The 18,162-nt window shown below is 47.4% G+C and carries 17 protein-coding genes; 12 read left to right on the top strand and 5 right to left on the bottom strand.

Going from position 1 to position 18,162, the window contains the following annotated elements:
* Positions 1–192: 192 nt before the first annotated feature.
* The 6 genes from OCV29_RS20370 to OCV29_RS20345 all read left to right on the top strand — a co-directional run bounded on the left by OCV29_RS20370 (position 193) and on the right by OCV29_RS20345 (position 4,837).
* A complete protein-coding gene (locus OCV29_RS20370; RefSeq protein WP_073602225.1) occupies positions 193–1,323 on the top strand; it encodes a hypothetical protein in 1,131 nt (376 codons plus the stop codon).
* 341 nt (positions 1,324–1,664) lie between these two features.
* A complete protein-coding gene (locus OCV29_RS20365; RefSeq protein WP_073602223.1) occupies positions 1,665–2,303 on the top strand; it encodes a DUF2589 domain-containing protein in 639 nt (212 codons plus the stop codon).
* Positions 2,304–2,367: 64 nt separating this feature from the next.
* Positions 2,368–2,904, top strand: coding sequence for a DUF2589 domain-containing protein (locus OCV29_RS20360; protein ID WP_073602222.1), 537 nt, complete (start codon positions 2,368–2,370; stop codon positions 2,902–2,904).
* 33 nt (positions 2,905–2,937) lie between these two features.
* A complete protein-coding gene (locus OCV29_RS20355) occupies positions 2,938–3,540 on the top strand; it encodes a DUF2589 domain-containing protein (RefSeq protein ID WP_073602221.1) in 603 nt (200 codons plus the stop codon).
* Between the two features lie 33 nt (positions 3,541–3,573).
* Positions 3,574–3,792: a hypothetical protein gene (locus OCV29_RS20350; RefSeq protein ID WP_073602220.1), complete on the top strand. Its 219-nt coding sequence runs from the start codon at positions 3,574–3,576 to the stop codon at positions 3,790–3,792.
* A 223-nt stretch (positions 3,793–4,015) separates the two neighbouring features.
* Positions 4,016–4,837, top strand: coding sequence for a glycosyltransferase (locus OCV29_RS20345; protein ID WP_073602219.1), 822 nt, complete (start codon positions 4,016–4,018; stop codon positions 4,835–4,837).
* 237 nt (positions 4,838–5,074) lie between these two features.
* Here the strand turns inward: OCV29_RS20345 and ahpF are convergent, their stop codons facing one another.
* Entirely contained in the window at positions 5,075–6,643 is a 1,569-nt protein-coding gene (gene ahpF / locus OCV29_RS20340) for an alkyl hydroperoxide reductase subunit F (RefSeq protein ID WP_073602218.1), read from the bottom strand.
* Positions 6,644–6,802: 159 nt separating this feature from the next.
* Positions 6,803–7,360, bottom strand: a complete 558-nt coding sequence (gene ahpC / locus OCV29_RS20335) for an alkyl hydroperoxide reductase subunit C (protein ID WP_073602217.1) — start codon at positions 7,358–7,360, stop codon at positions 6,803–6,805.
* A 160-nt stretch (positions 7,361–7,520) separates the two neighbouring features.
* Here ahpC and OCV29_RS20330 point away from each other — a divergent pair, with 160 nt between their 5' ends.
* From OCV29_RS20330 to OCV29_RS20315, 4 genes are all read left to right on the top strand, one after another.
* The gene (locus OCV29_RS20330; protein ID WP_073602216.1) at positions 7,521–7,727 is read left to right on the top strand and encodes a hypothetical protein; all 207 of its coding nucleotides are present in this window, start codon (positions 7,521–7,523) and stop codon (positions 7,725–7,727) included.
* A 347-nt stretch (positions 7,728–8,074) separates the two neighbouring features.
* The gene (locus OCV29_RS20325) at positions 8,075–10,252 is read left to right on the top strand and encodes a hypothetical protein (RefSeq protein ID WP_073602215.1); all 2,178 of its coding nucleotides are present in this window, start codon (positions 8,075–8,077) and stop codon (positions 10,250–10,252) included.
* 351 nt (positions 10,253–10,603) lie between these two features.
* Complete coding sequence (locus OCV29_RS20320) at positions 10,604–11,833, top strand: FG-GAP repeat domain-containing protein (protein WP_073602214.1); 1,230 nt, start codon at positions 10,604–10,606, stop codon at positions 11,831–11,833.
* Positions 11,834–11,975: 142 nt separating this feature from the next.
* The gene (locus OCV29_RS20315) at positions 11,976–12,884 is read left to right on the top strand and encodes a HEPN domain-containing protein (RefSeq protein WP_073602213.1); all 909 of its coding nucleotides are present in this window, start codon (positions 11,976–11,978) and stop codon (positions 12,882–12,884) included.
* Positions 12,885–13,127: 243 nt separating this feature from the next.
* On the opposite strand, the gene OCV29_RS20310 is transcribed toward OCV29_RS20315, so the two are convergent.
* The 3 genes from OCV29_RS20310 to OCV29_RS20300 form a co-directional block, all read right to left on the bottom strand.
* The gene (locus OCV29_RS20310; RefSeq protein WP_073602212.1) at positions 13,128–13,628 is read right to left on the bottom strand and encodes a hypothetical protein; all 501 of its coding nucleotides are present in this window, start codon (positions 13,626–13,628) and stop codon (positions 13,128–13,130) included.
* A 183-nt stretch (positions 13,629–13,811) separates the two neighbouring features.
* Positions 13,812–14,969: a hypothetical protein gene (locus tag OCV29_RS20305; protein ID WP_073602211.1), complete on the bottom strand. Its 1,158-nt coding sequence runs from the start codon at positions 14,967–14,969 to the stop codon at positions 13,812–13,814.
* 348 nt (positions 14,970–15,317) lie between these two features.
* A complete protein-coding gene (locus OCV29_RS20300) occupies positions 15,318–15,671 on the bottom strand; it encodes an eCIS core domain-containing protein (protein WP_084193185.1) in 354 nt (117 codons plus the stop codon).
* A gap of 229 nt (positions 15,672–15,900) precedes the next feature.
* On the opposite strand from OCV29_RS20300, the gene OCV29_RS20295 reads away from it, so the two are divergent.
* Both OCV29_RS20295 and OCV29_RS20290 read left to right on the top strand, forming a co-directional pair.
* Complete coding sequence (locus OCV29_RS20295; RefSeq protein ID WP_073602210.1) at positions 15,901–16,998, top strand: cyanobactin maturation protease PatG family protein; 1,098 nt, start codon at positions 15,901–15,903, stop codon at positions 16,996–16,998.
* A 10-nt stretch (positions 16,999–17,008) separates the two neighbouring features.
* Complete coding sequence (locus tag OCV29_RS20290; protein ID WP_073602209.1) at positions 17,009–18,055, top strand: cyanobactin maturation protease PatG family protein; 1,047 nt, start codon at positions 17,009–17,011, stop codon at positions 18,053–18,055.
* The last annotated feature ends 107 nt before the right edge of the window (positions 18,056–18,162 follow it).

Below are 18,162 nucleotides of genomic sequence, written 5' to 3'. Positions count from 1 at the left end.
AGGTAATTTGGTCAATGGATGTAATGATCTGCTTATCAGTTTTAATCATTCATCACCACCATGAATAAATCATTCCTCTAATATTAACCAGATGGCATAAAAGAATCCGATAAAGCACCATCAGGCAGCCCGAAACAACAATTAAACTCCACCGGAGACCAGGCGCTGTAAACACAACGAAGGAAGGCGACTATGAAACGTATCTGTTCCATCACGGGTGTATTGCTGCTCGGAATTCATGGTGTCGCATTCGCGGCACAGGAAGCAAAAGAGATCACATTCACTTATTCAACGGAGCAATATCAAACCATCCTGTCCGGATGCCGGCAACAATTACTGAAAGCCCCGCAAAAGGTGCTCAACTGTTCAGACAAGGATCCATCCACGATCTGCCAGTATCAGGTCGATCGCTGTCTGTCTCTGAATGAGGAAGCAGGCAAACTGACAATCCGCTGCCCGGAATTACCATCACCGGATACGGATACAACCAACCAAAAATCAGAAAAAGAGATGGCAAGACAGGAGGCAGAAAAGAAAATCAGTCTGGCTCTCAATCAGTGCCTTGAGGAACAAACACCGGCTCTGAAACAGACAAACCGGACAGAGAACATCCAGTACAGTGAGCTCAGAAAAAACTGGCTCAGCACTTTTGAGCTGGGGTACAAGCGGCAAAATAACTATAAAGAAGAGGGGGAGCGCTCGTTTGACAAGAACTCCTATCTGGCTGCTCTGAGTGTCAATGGGCGTTGGTACAACGATAACAACTGGTTCAATTTGCTGAGCCTTGAGTGGCTGCCCATTGATCTGCTGGGAATGGAAACAAAGGTGACATTTTCCGAAGCCCCTTCAGCGCAAAAGAAAGACGGCATCAAACCGACTAATTTTAACGCAGTGACCAACTCAGTCGATGCTTACACCACCCTGAGGATGGGTAAAGCATTAGATAAATATAACAGCATGAATCTGGGCCTGACCCTGGGACTGAGGACACTGGACGACGCCGTCAGTTCAGATGAACTTACCCGCTATTGGGGACCGGGGATTGAATTTAACGTCTACAGTCAGGCAATCAGTCAGGGGCTGAACACCCAGCCAAGAGGATCACTCAAAGCATACTGGACCCGGTTTTCTGATTATGCCACCCGCAGTGGTCAGAATGTCTGGATGATTCAGGCCCGCTTCCAGCTGATTGAGGCTCAACCTTATATTATCTCGCTGGATGCAGAGCTGGATAAAAATGAACGGGATAATTACTCGGTGTCTTTTATTGTCCGGCAGGATACCAGTACATTACTGAGTTTTTTGGGGCTTAATGGTCAATAGACGGAGATGATATTGCTCCGGCGTGATGTCTTCTTCAAAAGACTCACGCCGGTGAGTTGGCTTTTACGCAATCTGTTCAAACATATCTGTTCAAACATATCTGTTCAAAAATATCTGCTCAAAAATGTCTGTTCAAAAATACAGCAGACACAATTCCCCCAACGGCTTCCCCTGTATTCTCAGCCGGATCCGCCAAGAACATGCCTCCCGCTTCCGCTTATGATTGGCTGGCAATCTCCATGGTGGTGGTCTGCTTTCAACCACTATGAAGTCTGTTAATCAGTATCAAGTGAGGAATGCATCGTCAATCCATCACTTTCCATTTTTATAAGGAGAAAGCTATGTCCGGATTAGCATCCATGGCACAACAGTTTAGTGGTTTACCGATGAAATCGCTGATCGGTGCGCCACTGAAGGCAGCAACCGACGCAAACGGGATGATGGCGCGCAACCAGACGCAGTTTCTGTTAAGTACCTGCTTTGATAAAAAAAACGATAAATTAGAGCCGATTATGATCGATTTCAACATTACCCGATCCGTGCTCAATCAGGATGGCAGCGAAGGTTCACCGCCAACGGCAAGCGTCAAATTCAGTCTGCCGCTGATGACCATTATTCCGCTGAACTCTCTGGCAGTTGACGATGTCAAAGTCCACTTCGAAATGGAAGTGAAAAGTTCCACCTCCACAGACAATGAATCCAGTCATGAGCAGGAAACCGCTGCAAAAGCGGACATCACCGCCAAATATAATGCCGGGTTGTTCTCCGTTGAAGTCCATGGTTCCGTGTCACACAACAGCAAATCCACCTCATCCCAGAAAGAGCACTACGAAGCGTCGAATCAGGCTAAATATGAAGTGGATGTCCACGCCGGACAACTACCGCTGCCCACCGGCGTGACCACGATTATCAGTGCCTTTACCCGCAATATAGATCCAATCATGCTCAAAGGCGGCGACCAGCAAACCAAAAACCCTTAGTTCAACGCCAGATGTATTGAGCTATCCCCATATAAGGGTATAAGTTATCCACCGGAAGAAAAACATGATTGAATTTCAAGCTTTAATGCGCGCCATACACCGTGGCGCCAAAGACGCAGCCAAGTCAGTCGAAGGGGAAACCATCGATTTTATCCGGCGCTTCTTCGACGAAGTCCCTGCCGATGAAGGCCCTGACGATCGGGTGCCATGTGATCATTGCCACGCAGAGGAGCACAGCGCACCAACGCTCAGGCCCAAAACGTGTGCCATGCAGTTTCCGGGGCGCTCAGCCGATGGCGTGGAAACCGTCACGGTCAAGGTGCCGTTACTGGCACTGGTTCCGGTGTCGTCTCCCCGGATTACCGAAGTAAAATTCTCTGCTGAACTGGAAATCAGTACAGATCATGACGACAAGCTCATCGTCTCTTTCCCGCAAGCAAAGAAAGGCAACCTGCTGAGTTCAAAATCGCCTGTGCACACCCCACCGAAATCCGGGAATGCGCACATCGAAATCACCCTGACCGGGCACGAGCCCCCCGATGGGCTGAAAAAGCTGATCGAAGGCTATGAGCGGGCCCTCCGATCACAGATTCCGGGCTAAACGCCCCGCCACTGACGCACATAAGGGATAAAGATGGCCAGCACACACTTAGCAGAGCAATTTTCCGGGCTGCCAATGAAAGCTTTAATTGGCGCACCACTGAAAGCCGCAACCGATGCCAATGCGATGATTTCACAGGCACAAACACAGTTTTTACTCACAACCTGCTTTGAGCAGGTCGCAGAAAACAGCAAGGATCTTCGCCCGGTGATGGTGACGTTTCAGCTCTCACGACAAGTCCTGGAGAGTGATGGTCAGTTCAGCAAACAACCGGTCACGATGAATATAGCCATCCCGCTGATGACATTGATCCCCATCAGTTCACTGGCCGTTGAAACCCTGAAGATTTCTTTTAATATGGAGGTGAAAAGCTCAGAGGAACTGAGCAGCACAACCTCATCAAAACAGAATCGGCACCAGACACAAAAAAATCCGGATCAAGATCATTTGTCTCACGAGTTCAATGTCGAACTTTACGGCACATTAACCGCTCAGTCCGGCAACACACAAAAGTCCGCGGCGGGCACCAACTATGAAGTCACCCTTGAAGCCGGGCAACTCCCGTTACCACGGGGGGTGACGACGATTCTGGATATTTTTGAAAAGAACCTCAATCCCATTCCTGAAAAAAAGTAACCTGAACCCTCACGAAGCACCAAGGAGAACCCGATGAGCATTCAATCGAAAATAGACTGCCCTGATTGCGGCACCCCCATTTATGTTGAGTCAACCCTGTTGCTGACCGGGAAGAAGTTCAGCTGCCCGAATCCGGACTGTCATACCTCCATTTCGTTATCTCCATCCGATGTCAACACGGTTTCAAAAGCATTTGGACAATTTGAAAAAATCCGGACGGAATATACCCGGCACACCGGAAACGTTGAATAAGAGATGTGAAGCGATTCAGTATTTGAAAAACCCTGACGTACTCCCGCTGCAAAACTTTCATGTATGTTTTTGCCTTTGAATCAAACCAGCGGCGAGTCCGGTCACATTTATTTATCAAAACAATATCAGCATCATGAACTGACATATACTTGAGGTATCAGTACCGTTGGTGTGGTGTCGGCAACAAGCGGCACCATAAAAACATGGGAGGAACCTTATCCTTATGTATGATGCCACTGTCATTGTCGCCTTTTATAACAATGTCGATGCGTTAAGATGTATTATCCGTGCGCTTGAGAAACAACCTGAACACTTCGAAATCATGATTGCTGATGACGGCTCGACTCAGGAGAATGTCGATTTGGTGAAAGCCCTCATCGCCAACAGTCACAAAAAAATAACCCATGTCTGGCAGGAAGATAAAGGATTCAGGAAAAACCGGCTGCTGAATAAATGTATTCACGCTGCACAGAGCCCTTATATGATTTTTCTGGATGGCGATTGTATTCCTCAGGAACACTTTGTTTTTGATCACCTGAAAAACAAAGAGGAACATACCTTCCTGAATGGCCGGCGGGTGAACATCCACGCGGATGTTAAACATGATCTGTACCGGGATGCCAACCCACACCGTTTTTTTGTCTCCAATATGATCCGGCTGTTTGTCCGGTATCTGATCGGCTATGGCAAGCATATTGAAAAAGGCGTCCGGATCACGGCCTCATGGCTGGCAAGTTACATCAATCGTCGTGAAAGAGGATTATTAGGATGTAATTTTTCAGCCTGGAAAGCCGACTTAATCGCGATTAACGGATTCGATAACAGATACGAGACACCCGGCACAGGTGAAGATACCGATCTCGAATTTCGGTTATTGGGCGCAGGCATGAAGAAGAAGAACATTCTTCATCAGGCAGTGGTCCTTCATATTATGCACCCCCGGTTGAAACTCGGACCGGAATCCGGGCTGATTTTCTCAGAAACACGCAAACACAATCAAATCATCGCCACGGATGGCTACGCGCAGGCATACCAAAAGGATTAAAGGACAAGGGAATCAAAGTGTCTGTCCCGGTTCTTCTTTATCATTTTGTGTGATGAGTTACAGCAGCGGATAAAAAAAAACCAGCAGACAGGCATCTGCTGGTCAAATGACCTGGGCCGGTTATTATTTTTCTCATCACCCGGATCTGTTGACCCTGAGTACACTTACAGCCGGCCCATCGCTGTAAGGTCGTGATGGCGTTTCACGTTATCTGTTTTTGTTTGATGGTCAGCCGTCTTATCCCTGCTTACGAATCAGGTAATCGAATGCCCCTAAGCTGGCTTTTGCCCCCTCACCCATCGCAATGATAATCTGTTTATAAGGGACCGTTGTGGCATCTCCCGCAGCGAATACGCCTTCAAGGCTGGTTTCACCATGGCTGCCGACTTCAATCTCGCCGCGTGGAGAAAGTTTCACTTCAGAATCTTTCAGCCATTCCGTATTCGGAACAAGACCAATCTGGACGAAGATACCTGACAGGATCAACGTTTTAATTTCATCGGTGTTGCGGTCTTTGTATTGAAGACTGGTGACACGCTTGCCATCACCCACCACTTCCGTGGTTTGTGCCATCGTAATAATGTCAATGTTCGGCAATGAGTTCGCCTTATCAATCAAGACCTGATCAGCGCGCAGCACATCAGCAAATTCAAGCACGGTCACATGCTCAACAATACCGGCTAAATCAATCGCCGCTTCAATGCCTGAGTTACCACCGCCAATCACGGCAGTCCGTTTACCTTTAAATAGCGGACCGTCACAGTGTGGGCAGTATGCCACGCCTTTATTGCGGTATTCCTGTTCACCGGGCACATTCATTTCACGCCAGCGGGCACCGGGGCTCAGAATCACACTCTGACTTTTCAGCACGGCACCGCTTGCCAGCTGAACATGAATCAGACCATCTTCCGTATGTGCGCTACTCATCAGCTTTTCAGCCTGTTGCTCGGTCACGACGTCGACATCGTACTCTTTGAGGTGTTCGCCAAGATCCGCCGCTAACTTTGGTCCTTCGGTGCGTTTCACAGAGATGAAATTCTCAATCGCCATGGTATCCATGACCTGTCCGCCAAAGCGTTTTGCCACCACACCGGTGCGGATGCCTTTCCGGGCTGCGTATAAAGCTGCAGCACTGCCACCCGGGCCTCCACCGACGACAAGAACGTCATAAGGATCTTTTTCATTCAGTGCTTTTGCTGCTTTTTCACTGGCGCTGTCATCGACTTTATTGAGGATTTCTGTCAGAGACATCCGCCCCTGACCAAACAGCTCACCATTCACAAAAACACTGGGAACCGCCATGATATCGCGCTGTTTTACTTCATCCTGAAACAGAGCGCCGTCAATCATAGTGGCTTTAATTTTCGGATTAATTGCCGCCATCATGTTGAATGCCTGAACCACATCCGGACAGTTCTGACATGACAGAGAAATAAAGACTTCAACATCAAGTGTTTTATCTAACGCGGCAATCTGTTTAATCTGGTCATCTTCGAGCTTCATTGGGTGTCCGCCGGAATGAAGCAGTGCCAGAACAAGAGAAGTAAACTCGTGCCCCATCGGCAGGCCGGCAAACCGCAGAGATGTACCTTTCTCCGGGTTTTGAATGGACATCACCGGTTTACGATCACTTGCATGATCATCACGCACAACCGTAATACGGTCACTTAATTGCGCAATCTGGCTGGCAAGAGACTGAACATCGTCCGATGCTTTGCTTTCGTCCAGGCTCACCACCAGACGAATATCTTCTTTTAAATTGGTCAGATATTGTTTGAGTTGTTGTTGAATCGTTTGGTCTAGCATGGTTTTACATACCTTTTTAGGATGATGCCGGATAAAAACTTATGCCGGGTAAATCAGCAGAGGAGAGAGCAAACCAGGCCGATGGTCGTCAAGGTATCAGACCCGGAATGCCCTCTGAATTTAATTTAGTTTCCGGAACCGGTGTCGGTTCGTTCAGGATTAGATTTTACCGACAAGGTCCAGAGAAGGTGCCAGTGTTTCTTCGCCTTCTTTCCATTTCGCCGGGCAAACTTCACCTGGGTGAGCTGCAACGTACTGAGCCGCTTTTACTTTGCGCAGCAGGTCGTCTGCATCACGGCCGATACCTTCAGCAGTGATTTCCATTGCCTGAATGACACCTTCAGGGTCAATCAGGAATGTCGCACGGTCAGCAAGGCCCTGACCTTCACGCATCACACCAAAGTTGTTTGTGATGTTGCCGTTCTGGTCGCCCAGCATGAAGTAGTTGATTTTGCCAATTGTATCTGAACTATCGTGCCATGCTTTGTGCGTGAAATGTGTGTCAGTTGAGACTGAATACACTTCAACACCACGCTTTTGCAGCTCTTCGTACTGGTCAGCCAGGTCACCCAGCTCTGTCGGACAAACAAAGGTAAAGTCCGCTGGATAGAAGAAGAATACTGCCCATTTACCCAGAACATCTTGTTCTGTCACTTCAACGAATTCACCTTGTTTGAATGCTGTTGCGCTAAATGGTTTGATTTTGGTGTTAATCATTTCTTTACTTTCCTTTTGTTGTTTTGGAGGAGCAAATCTTGCTTTCGGGAAGTATATTGTCATCAGGGCGTGCTGAAATAAAATCGGTAATATCTATCTTATTGATAGGTGATTTTAATCAGTCTCATCAATCCATATCCCGATATATGAATAGTCATATATGGATAGTCATATATGGATAGTCAAACGACCTGAAGAAGTCTCTTCAGGTGATCGTTCATCAAACAAACTGAAAGATCGTTTGGACACAGATAGTGATAGTGCATCAAAAGATTCAATCACCTCACACGCATCTTTAGAAACCTGTCAGAATAAATATTCAACCCGCAAAATAGACAAACTTAAATATATTCAAACTCAGATTTAATAAAAATATTAGTTTTAAATTTAAAACCGCTTAAACCTTTTGTTTTAAATTTAATTTATATATTTAAAAAATTCATACTTAAAAGCAACCCACCAATTAATTTCACATTTAAACAACAATTTAATATACTGATTTTATTGTAATTTTTATTAATTTTTTATTATTACAAATTTATTTCAAAATTTATGAAATCCATTACATCCATATTGTCCTGAACGGTTATCACAGTTTAAATTTATTTAACTCGTATTGACATTTTATTTATTTAGTATTTTTCAGGCAGTGATAAATAGTCAGTTTCATTGCATAAAATTAAACTTAACACGAAGAAATAAATTGAGAATAAAATGATGAAATTAAAGAAACTGGTCATCGCAACCAGCATCTTCGCTGGCTTGTGTGGATATCATACGGCGGCAATCAGCGGCACCACTGTTGCTGAAGTGCCTCAAATGGCTTTGCCGCTAAACGCAGCGGGCTGGACCGACTTTTCGAAACTCATTGTTCCCAGTGATGGTTCAAGAAGCCTCGGCAGCCTTGGGGCAAATTATTTCAATTCAACCCGCGACAGCGGCTCAAAAATTGTTTATTTCAACCCGGATTCCGGTGATAACGAATCTGCTGAAGTTTACTGGTGGAACGGCACCAACATCATCGACTCTTCAGGCAGTACCACCAACAGTGAAGGTCTGGTTTACGGGACCGATCCGATGCACCCGAATGAAGCAGCGATTCAAGCCTTTGCTGATATGTCAAACACCGCAAACGACATTCGCCTGAAAACTCACCTGACCACTGCGAGAGAGATGGATCCGGAGCAAGTAGCCGGTGGTTACCCGGATTGGTTTCTGTTTAAACGTGGTTCGAAACATACCCGGTTTGACACCAAACTATTCGGCGGACGCAGCGAAGCAGAGCCCATGGTTGTGGCTGCTTACGGGAATAATACTGATGGCCGTGCTGTCTTTGATGTCGGTGAAAATCTCAACCCACTCAGATATATAGACAGAGACAGAAAAACGCACTGGATTCATCTCCATCTGTTCTCTATTGAGTTCAATGAAATGGGTATTGGCGCATACAAATTCCATGAAGATATGTCTGCCAATGGAGAAGGCCCGGTGACCATGGTGGTGGAAGACTGTAAAATCAATCATGTGAATGGCAATGCAATTGGCTATTTACCGGCAAAATCCATGGTGTACCGTTCAGTGATCACCAATGGCTGGTATGAGCCGGGTCATAATCAGGGCTATTACACCAGTGGTGAATCCCGTGCCATTATTGAAGATACGATTTTCTACAAAAACGGTTATAAAGAGGACCCATACTTGTATGCCAATCCGCGCCGGGATGTATTCTCCCGCAATATTTATCAGGGCGGCGGCCAGCAGATGGGACACGTCTACCGGAATATTATTTCCGCTGATGGCGCATCCGGCGGCCCGCAAATGCGCTACGGTGGCTTACTGGAAAAAAGCCTGATTATTGAAGGCACCTTCTATGCGGCAACAAATTCAAATCATGATGCCACGACCTGGATGGAGAGAGATGGTCAGATCGGCCAAAGTGCTGTTGTCCGTGACAATGTACAGCTGATTTATCAAAACGGGCAGAAATATAACCCGGAAAAACCGACCTCGGACCTGCGCTCCCAGCCGGGCTGGGGATTCGGACTACAGGGCGCTTCTTTCGGCAGTGAGATCAAAGGCAATATTATCTCCAGTGCGATGCTTCACGATGAGCTCACGGACATCGGCTACGCCGGACCGTCAAAAGACAAGTATTACTCTTACGGTGATTACGCCTTCCGCTTAGTCCCCGAAATTTATACCTCACAGTCTGAAGATGCAGTCGCCAAACAATTCTTTATGAAGGATAACACCATTGAAGATAACATCTTCTACCGGACACGGACGACACTCCTCCACAGCGGGGATGCAAAGAACGTCAGTAACATCGTCTTCCGGAACAATGTTGGCGTCAACTATGACTCAATTGCACTCGATCAGGTCGCTATCTCGAAATATATCAACCCGGATTATCCACGGGATCCGATTACATCCACAGATGAAGTCTCGGTAGAGCACAACCGTTTCTATACCCGGATGAAAGATCGCAAGCTGCCATTTGTGAAAAACAACGAAGTCTACCGATCAATTGAATTTGCTGATGCCATCAAAAAAGCAAAAGAAGTTGAAGGATGGACCGATCCGGACAGAACCCTGAAGCGTTACGTTACCGAAAAGCTGGGACTGCAATTACTCGACTGGGATGATGATAAAATCTTACCGGCTGAGGAAATCGCCAAACACCGCGACGCAGGAGAGCCCTATGATCCCACCGGGATGAAAACATTCATGGCGATTGCAACAAATATGCGTTTCGGCGGGAAAAAACCGGTCCCGTCATGTGGAAAACCTGACATGACAGGCGACTACGCATGGGACAGCAAATTCACAGCTATCAGCGTCGTCAACTGGATTCGTGAAGGATTTGGGCAGAGTCAGTTAACAGACGACTGATTCAGACACTGATATAAATATTTCCTCCATCAACCGGTGCCGGAATGCTCTGCAAAGGACGTTGCTCAAATGTACCAGCGCAGAGCAGACTTCCGGCACCCTTTCCCCAAACATTGATCAGAATCCATCACCCAAACCGGGCACCAAAAACACTCACCGAAGCCAGCAGCCCGCTTTTCTTGCTTTTCTTGCTTCAGAAATAACTGTTCCTGAATATGCGCTCCTCTTGGTCACGCTCTAATGATAAAACAAAATTTATTATGACCAATTAATCTGGCAGAAATCACATATAAAACTTATTACATATGAAAGAATTGGCGCGATTTTTTATATGATGAGGAAACAGAAATAATGCAGAAAAAACTATTGACGACGCTGGGCTTAACCGTGCTGACCAGCTCAGCCCTGGCCGCAGATGCCCCCGCATGGACATCATCTTTGTGGCTGAACAGCTTTGGTTACAATGCTGGTGGCTGGCGGGTTGATCAACATCCGAGAGTTCTGGCAGATGTCAACGGTGACGGGCTGGCTGATGTGGTTGGTTTTGCCCACAGTGGTGTTGTTGTCGCAACCTCAACCGGCTCTGGTTTCAGTACCCCTTCTACCTGGGTCGAAAGTTTTGGCTATAAAGCCGGTGGCTGGCGCATCGGTGTTCACCCAAGGATGCTGGCTGATGTCAATGGTGACGGGCTGGCCGATGTGGTTGGATTTGCCAGTGACGGGGTGTACGTTTCAACATCGACCAGTACAGGGTTCAGCGCACCACAGCTTTGGGTGACAAGCTATGGCTATAAGGCCGGTGGCTGGCGGGTTGACCTTCATCCAAGAATGATGGCTGATGTCAACGGAGACGGCAAAGCTGATGTGGTCGGTTTTGCCACCGATGGCGTGTATGTTTCGCTATCAACCGGAAACAGCTTTAAAGCACCAGTGCTGTGGGTCAATGACTATGGTTATGCCGCAGGTGGCTGGCGGGTTGGTAAAGATCCGAGAATGATGGCTGATGTCAACGGTGATGGTAAAGCAGATGTGGTCGGATTTGGCGGCGCTGGTGTGTATGTTTCCCTCTCTACCGGCACCAGTTTCAGTGCACCGTCATTATGGGTCAATGCTTTTGGCTATAATGCCGGTCAGTGGCGGGTTGAAAAACATCCCAGAATGATGGCCGATGTCAATGGTGATGGCAGAGCCGATGTGGTCGGATTCGGCAATGCCGGGGTGTATGTTTCTCTGTCAACCGGCAGCGGATTTTCGCAGCCATCCAAATGGGTGAGTCAATATGGTTACGATGCCGGTCAGTGGCGGGTTGAAAAACATCCGAGAATGATGGCCGACGTCAACGGAGACGGCAAAGCCGATATCGTTGGTTTTGCTGACGATGGCGCCTATTATTCTCTGTCACAAAAAACCAGCTTTGCCGCGCCTGTTCATGCGATCAAACAATTTGGCTATAACGAAGAGGGCTGGAGAATCGATAAACATCCACGAATGATGGCGGATATCGATGGCGACGGCAAAGCCGATATTGTCGGTTTCGCCAATAATGGTGTTCATGTGTCTTTATCGCCGCTGGCGAAATAGCCTCACGAAGAAACACAAAGCAAAAAATAGCGGGGACAGGCACAAGACTGTCCCCGTCATGATTTAATTTGGTACTCCCCTTTTCCTCCCACTTCCGTTATCCTTTTCAGAGACTTGCTGAGAATAAAAGAGCCGATACCTGATGAAAAAATCACTCGACCACCTTCCTGAATCCAACCAGCATCAAATCCGGCAGGTGGCGAATATCATTCGTAATGAAGTCGATGAACTGGTCAGGCAGCGGGCCGGGAAGCAGCCTTTGTTCAAAGTTCAGAAAATCATCCTGTTTGGCAGTTATGCCCGTCAGCCGGATGCGCATGGGCGAACGCCCTGGGTTTATGACCCGGCCAATGGCTATCTGAGTGATTACGATATTCTGGTGGTCGTCAATCATCAGGCACTTGTCGATGACCACCGCTTATGGCATCTGGTCGATGACAAAATTCAGCGCCTGATACCGGATATTCCCGTCGGCGTGATTGTGCATACCTTAAATGAAGTCAACAACTGGCTGAGTCAGGGGTTGTATTTCTTTAAAGATATCCGCGAGCAAGGGATTGAATTGTTTAGTGAAGGCACCCGCGAACTGGCACGGCCGGGCCATCTGACTGATGAAGAAAAACGCGCCATCTCGCAAAAGCATTTTGATATCTGGTTTAAGAAAGCCGAAGATAATTTCATTGTTTACGATCTGGTTCGCCAACATCCACAGCTGGATGTTGCAAAAGCAGCCTTCGAACTGCATCAAGCCACGGAAGCCCTGCTTGCCTGCACACTCCTGACCTGCACAAACTACCTGCCCAAAGTACATGACCCAATCAAACTCAAAAGCTTCTGCGCCCAGCAGGATCCGCGCTTTGCCGATCTGTTCCCGATGGAAACAAAATTCCACCGCCGCAGTATGCAGCGCCTTAAACGTGCTTATGTGGAAGGCCGTTATTCCGATCATTACGAGATTACCGAAGAAGAACTGACTTATCTGGCCGGAGAAGTAGTGAAATTAAAGGCATTAGTGGAAGTGGTTTGTTTGGCGCGGTTGGGTAAGGGTTGAATGGGCTGATGCTCAGCTGGGCCTTTATGCGATTCCAGTTGAGCATCCGTTTTCCAGCCCGGCTGAATAAACATCTGGATTTGTGAAAATGAGCGTGACACATAATATTTAACAGGCTCGATTTATTCATTGTTATAGGCTTTCTTCATTGCTTATAACAGTTGAGCTAAAAGACGTTTTCAATGGTTTTTAGGTTTTGTTATGGACTTGAGTTAAAAACTTTGATAGATGTCACTACTTATTCTAACCAAAACCATTTCTCCTAAAAAAAGCTCTACGTTCCTCACCTTCTAATCCTAAGTCATTTGCTAAATCAGTTAGGTGGCCAATCTGTTCGTAATCGGCTTGTTGTGGATCATTATCTACATTGCCTAACCCATCCACAATTCCCAATCCAAAATTTAGCAATCCGTCCCGTATTCTATCCCGTAATGTTCTTTCCGGAGCAGGTTGATGAACCATCGGAGGTAGAGCGGGACGCCTTCGTACAAATGCTCTGCCTATTCCAAAGCCTCTGCGAAGCATAAGTTGTACAGGTGATTTATTGTTAGAAATGTTCTGAAAAGATCTTAACTGCGAAACATGAGGACTATGATTTGCCATCTCTTGCAGTTTTCTTTGCGCAACGGCTTCAAGTCGATCTACAAACCCAAAATCTTGCTTTACATTACTTTTCTTCAGAGTAACTGAGTTAGCAACCGCCCTAACTTTATTCTCTTTTGATTTCTCTACTTGTGCATACATATCCCAAACCTCTAATTTTACTTTAGTGATTGTTACAGATCTTCTTCAATTGCCTATAACAATCCGGCTAAAAGCCGTTTTTAATGGCTTTTAGGTTTTGTTATAGGCTTTTTGTCTATGAATAGGCTATATGTAAATTATGTTTTTCGCATTTAGCTTCAGACATTTAATAATAAATAATGGTTAAGGCTGTACCGCATTTGGCATGATATGAGCTAATGCTGCTCCTGTCATATTTATTTGGTATCCAGCATCTGGTGCTCCTCCCCTACCATGAGCTCCTGATCTGCTAGTAAGACGGGCCATTCGAAGAAGCCTCGCGGCTGCTCTGGGATCAGCTGCAATCATAACATTAGTTAAAGCTCCTGCCGCCTGAAAATAAGCAGCATCTGGGTGAGCATTATTTACAACTGGGTCGACTCCTGCCGTCAAGGTATTTGCAAAATAATCGCGTTGAGCCTGCATTGCAGCAATGTCCGCAGGAGCAGCAGGCCCTGCCAAAGACATTCCGTCAGCACTTAAACTTAGACCCGCTAAACCATTATCCAACGATTCAAGTTCATGTAGATGTTCTGCATTTAAACGTGTATCCCAAGTATTCAGGTTCCCACCAGCTATTGGTGGCCCTCCAGCGTTTCTTCGGTTTGCTCTATCTATATTTGCTACGCCATGTTCATGAGCCCGTCCTACGCTTCCTCCAAGCTGTTCAATAACAGACTTTGATGCTGCACCTCCTGCAGGATTCATGTTCAATTGTTGAACACCTCTTAAATTGGCGTTGATCCAACGCAACACCGCTGGAAAAAGGTGGGTCGCAACACCTGCGTTGCCACCTCCAGCTGCAGCAGTATGTAATGTTAATTCACTATCATCATAACCTGCACCGGGTAGTGCTGGGGCTCCCGGAAGTAATGGCCCTTGCGTAGCCGCTCTTGGAGAACGATCTATAGTTACAGTTCCTATATTCCCCCAAGCATTGTTCTGCCATACATGAAGCGTAATAACTCGATTGGTGATATCTCCATTAGCATTTGCTATATTTCTAATCGTAGTACGGGCTTCACCAGTATCAATTGCATTGCATCTGGCCTGATTATTCGGAAGTCCCGCAAAATATGCACCCCATCTATATCGTGACATTATACTTCTTTGTACAACGCCCATATCAACATTTGTTTGAGCACTAATACTCCCTATCTCTTGTATTTTCTTTTGAATAATACTGCGAGGACGATTATCCACAAACCCAAAACCTTGCTTCACATTACTCTTCTTCTGAGTAACAGAATTAGCAACTGCTCTACTTCTATTTTCTTTTGGTTTCTCTACTTGCTCATACATATCTAAACCTTCTAAATTGGGTTTTATTGCTTGTTATAGGCTTTCTTCATTGCCTATAACACCCTGCCCAAACCAATGACCCTTTCACACCAATAAACGCCGCTAAAAGACCACTGACCCCATTAGATCACCCATACAAAGAAAAGCATTCATGGATGAATGGTTAGGCTTTTCAGTGCAGGGATGCACTTAAAAGCCGGTTCTGGGCGGCGCGTGATGCAGCTCACCCAAACGCCCTTTCTGGTTTCTCTTTGGGCGAGCAAAGAGAAACAATGCGCGAACCCTGATGGCAAAGGGATCGATACAACTTTGGCGCATTCACAACACCACTCAGGCAAAGCCACCCCATCAATACCCCACCCGCACCGCTGCTTCCCCCAGCGCCGTGGCATGGCCTTCCAGCTGCGGATCGTCATTCACGTCGACCCCATTGACCTGAGTGGTCGGTTGCACCATGCCTTTGGCCTGCTGAATAATATGCCCCAGCTCGTGGGGCAGATGATGCACCTGCCCCGGTGCCAGATAAATATCCAGCCCCTGCGCATAAGCGTGTGCATGAACCTGCGCCGGTTTGGGTGAGTTATAAAACACCCGCACCGGCTGCAAATTCATCCCGGTAATTTTTTCCATGCCCCGCCTTAAACGCGAAGGAAGCGGATAGCCCACCGCTGAACGCTGTGGCTGCATTGCATATTGAGTCATGGCTGCGATACCCGTTTGATTACGATATGTTCAATCTAGAACCGGAAGGCAGGGAAAACTCAGTCAATCAAACGCTTGTTTCAGGTAAAACCACGCAAGTGATGGCCTGATTCACAACCAACACCAAAGAGCATTCATTCTGCTGAAAAATCACCACAATCCCCCGAAAGTTCTCTGCCTTCAGAGATTATGCTGAATGCCTTCGCTCTCATTTTCAGAAGGAATACTTATGTCTGTCCCAGAACAATCACCAGAAATCAGCAGCCCACAGGATGGTGCACCGGCGATCACACCGCAGGTTAACGCGCCTGCACCAGCAACACCGGGGGTGAGTGAATCTTCACCGGTACAGTCTTCCATGGTACAAAAGGCCGCCGTCGATGAAGTCGCAGTTGCCGCAGAAACCCCCGTCACCGCACCCGAGCCACCTGCGCCGGTTATCCCGGCGCCACCAGTGCCTCAGCCGGTTTACGTGGCAGGCAAACTACGGGTGGTATTTCCCGATAAAGGTTTGGAAAAAGAGTGTGAAGCCGCCGCACAGGAGATTTCATCGCAAACCGGAAAAACCGTCGCCCCTTACGATTACGGCACTATTTTTGGCTACCAAACCGACCCCAGTCAGCAAAACGGTGCTTATTCGTCACGTAAAACCAAGCCCTACCGCTATATTGCCGAGCAGATCAACTGGGTCCTCTCGGTCGATGAACAGGATGTCTACTTAGTCCGGCCCAACAGTGTGGTCGAGTTAAATGAATTCATTGATTATCTTGCCACCGTCGAGCAGAGCGACGGACAGCTGCCTCATTTGTTGTGTGTCCTGATTGGTGAGCAGCAAGGGACGGCGCAGAGTGATAACCTGGATCAGTCGCTATTGCCGGTGATCCATTGTCGTCACATCTTTGCGTTTAATGCCGACCCGCAGACGATCAAAGATAAAATCGACCATACCGGAGAAAATACCACCACAACCGCGATTACCAATCTGCTGGAACTGATGGAGACCCGCAAAAATCTGGGCAACAGTGATTTTCTCCGGGCCAAAAATTTCCTCACCTTCCGTTACCCCGAAATCTACCAGATTCAATCGGATGCGTCGGGCTCCCGGCTCAGCAGTGGCAGTCATTCACAGGGAGATGCGGCATTTTTGCTGAATATTCAGATCGAATACGCACCGTCGACCAGCAATCAAACGCTGGTCAATGTCATCTTTCACTATCAGAAAGCCGTCAGCGGCCGACTGTTCAGTTATTACGCCTCTGTTGATGTCACCGGCTTGTTTCCCTATCTGAACACCCCACTGACAGATTATATTCCAGCCCAGCCATAAGGAGCCTCTGATGAATTTGTCTCTCTCAGCCTTATCCGGAAAATACATGCCTGTGCAGGCGTCTCCCATCACCGGCAATATTGTTCAGAACATCAATCAGCAACCCGTTCAGTGCCAGCGCAATGATTTCTCCTTTGGATTACATGCCTTAGAAAATGATGTTTGCGTGTTAGGCCGGATATCCGCACGCTGGCCGGATACACAAATTGAACGGGAGTTTCGGTGCGCCGCTCAGGTCATCAAACAATATCCCCATGACATTCTGGATTATATCAACGGTTTGGCACCGTTCTGGCCGGTACCGGTCCCGCAAACGCCGCCCCCCATGACCGCCGCACAGGCAAAAGATGACATGTTAACCGTGATCAATACCGTGCTGTCTTCCCGGTATTTTCGTTATCTGGCACGGGAGCTGGAATGGCTGCTGGAAGATGAATACAGCAATGCGCTCTACCAGCTCCTTCCCAGCGAGTACAATATGCAGCAGCTGATTAATGCGCTGGATGACACACAAGCCCCGCCGCCATCCGGTCAGGGAACCTTTAATCCACCGCCACAATCCGGCTATGACGACAGTCATGCCACTATCAATACACTCATCGTCGGTTCAGTGATGCCCGACGCAGGACAATTGAGCCAGCTGCAGATTCATAAATTCTGTCAGGTCGACCCGGCCACCATTGCCGATCAGGTCAGCTATTTCCACCAGCACAATCAGCAGACCAGCATGGCACAGCTGATCAAAAGTTACCTGCTGCTGGCGAAAAATGCGGGCATGACAGATGAAGAACGCGCGCTCAACTATCTGCTGTGCTACGACACCGGCTTTTACAGCAAAATCTATGAACAACGCCAGCAATCACAGCGTCAGTCGGTCCATCTGGTGGGCATTGATGCCCGGCTTTACTATGCCGGAGAGCGCACGCTGGTGTGTGTCATTTTTAATTATCAGGATCAGAAAACCAGTGTGATTGAATCCTGGTCATCCACTATTGATGTCACCAATGAATATCCGTTTATGGTGAGTGAGTTTGAGCCATATATCAATGTGCTTTAAGCCGCGATGAAGGCTCTTTGATAGCTCTGGCCGGGCACATCGATCCCGGCCTTTTTTACCGGTTAATACATTATCGGTTAATACATTATCGGTTAATACATGACTGG

Source organism: Vibrio aerogenes (assembly GCF_024346755.1).
Lineage (GTDB): Bacteria > Pseudomonadota > Gammaproteobacteria > Enterobacterales > Vibrionaceae > Vibrio > Vibrio aerogenes.
This window is presented reverse-complemented; position numbering and strand designations above follow the sequence as displayed.

Excerpts from the sequence above, each read along its gene's own strand:
- OCV29_RS20370 (WP_073602225.1), top strand. The coding sequence starts at position 193 with ATGAAACGTATCTGTTCCATCACGGGTGTATTGCTGCTCGGAATTCAT.
- OCV29_RS20365 (WP_073602223.1), top strand. The coding sequence starts at position 1,665 with ATGTCCGGATTAGCATCCATGGCACAACAGTTTAGTGGTTTACCGATG.
- OCV29_RS20360 (WP_073602222.1), top strand. The coding sequence starts at position 2,368 with ATGATTGAATTTCAAGCTTTAATGCGCGCCATACACCGTGGCGCCAAA.
- OCV29_RS20355 (WP_073602221.1), top strand. The coding sequence starts at position 2,938 with ATGGCCAGCACACACTTAGCAGAGCAATTTTCCGGGCTGCCAATGAAA.
- OCV29_RS20350 (WP_073602220.1), top strand. The coding sequence starts at position 3,574 with ATGAGCATTCAATCGAAAATAGACTGCCCTGATTGCGGCACCCCCATT.
- OCV29_RS20345 (WP_073602219.1), top strand. The coding sequence starts at position 4,016 with ATGTATGATGCCACTGTCATTGTCGCCTTTTATAACAATGTCGATGCG.
- ahpF (WP_073602218.1), bottom strand. The coding sequence starts at position 6,643 with ATGCTAGACCAAACGATTCAACAACAACTCAAACAATATCTGACCAAT.
- ahpC (WP_073602217.1), bottom strand. The coding sequence starts at position 7,360 with ATGATTAACACCAAAATCAAACCATTTAGCGCAACAGCATTCAAACAA.
- OCV29_RS20330 (WP_073602216.1), top strand. The coding sequence starts at position 7,521 with ATGGATAGTCATATATGGATAGTCAAACGACCTGAAGAAGTCTCTTCA.
- OCV29_RS20325 (WP_073602215.1), top strand. The coding sequence starts at position 8,075 with ATGATGAAATTAAAGAAACTGGTCATCGCAACCAGCATCTTCGCTGGC.
- OCV29_RS20320 (WP_073602214.1), top strand. The coding sequence starts at position 10,604 with ATGCAGAAAAAACTATTGACGACGCTGGGCTTAACCGTGCTGACCAGC.
- OCV29_RS20315 (WP_073602213.1), top strand. The coding sequence starts at position 11,976 with ATGAAAAAATCACTCGACCACCTTCCTGAATCCAACCAGCATCAAATC.
- OCV29_RS20310 (WP_073602212.1), bottom strand. The coding sequence starts at position 13,628 with ATGTATGCACAAGTAGAGAAATCAAAAGAGAATAAAGTTAGGGCGGTT.
- OCV29_RS20305 (WP_073602211.1), bottom strand. The coding sequence starts at position 14,969 with ATGTATGAGCAAGTAGAGAAACCAAAAGAAAATAGAAGTAGAGCAGTT.
- OCV29_RS20300 (WP_084193185.1), bottom strand. The coding sequence starts at position 15,671 with ATGACTCAATATGCAATGCAGCCACAGCGTTCAGCGGTGGGCTATCCG.
- OCV29_RS20295 (WP_073602210.1), top strand. The coding sequence starts at position 15,901 with ATGTCTGTCCCAGAACAATCACCAGAAATCAGCAGCCCACAGGATGGT.
- OCV29_RS20290 (WP_073602209.1), top strand. The coding sequence starts at position 17,009 with ATGAATTTGTCTCTCTCAGCCTTATCCGGAAAATACATGCCTGTGCAG.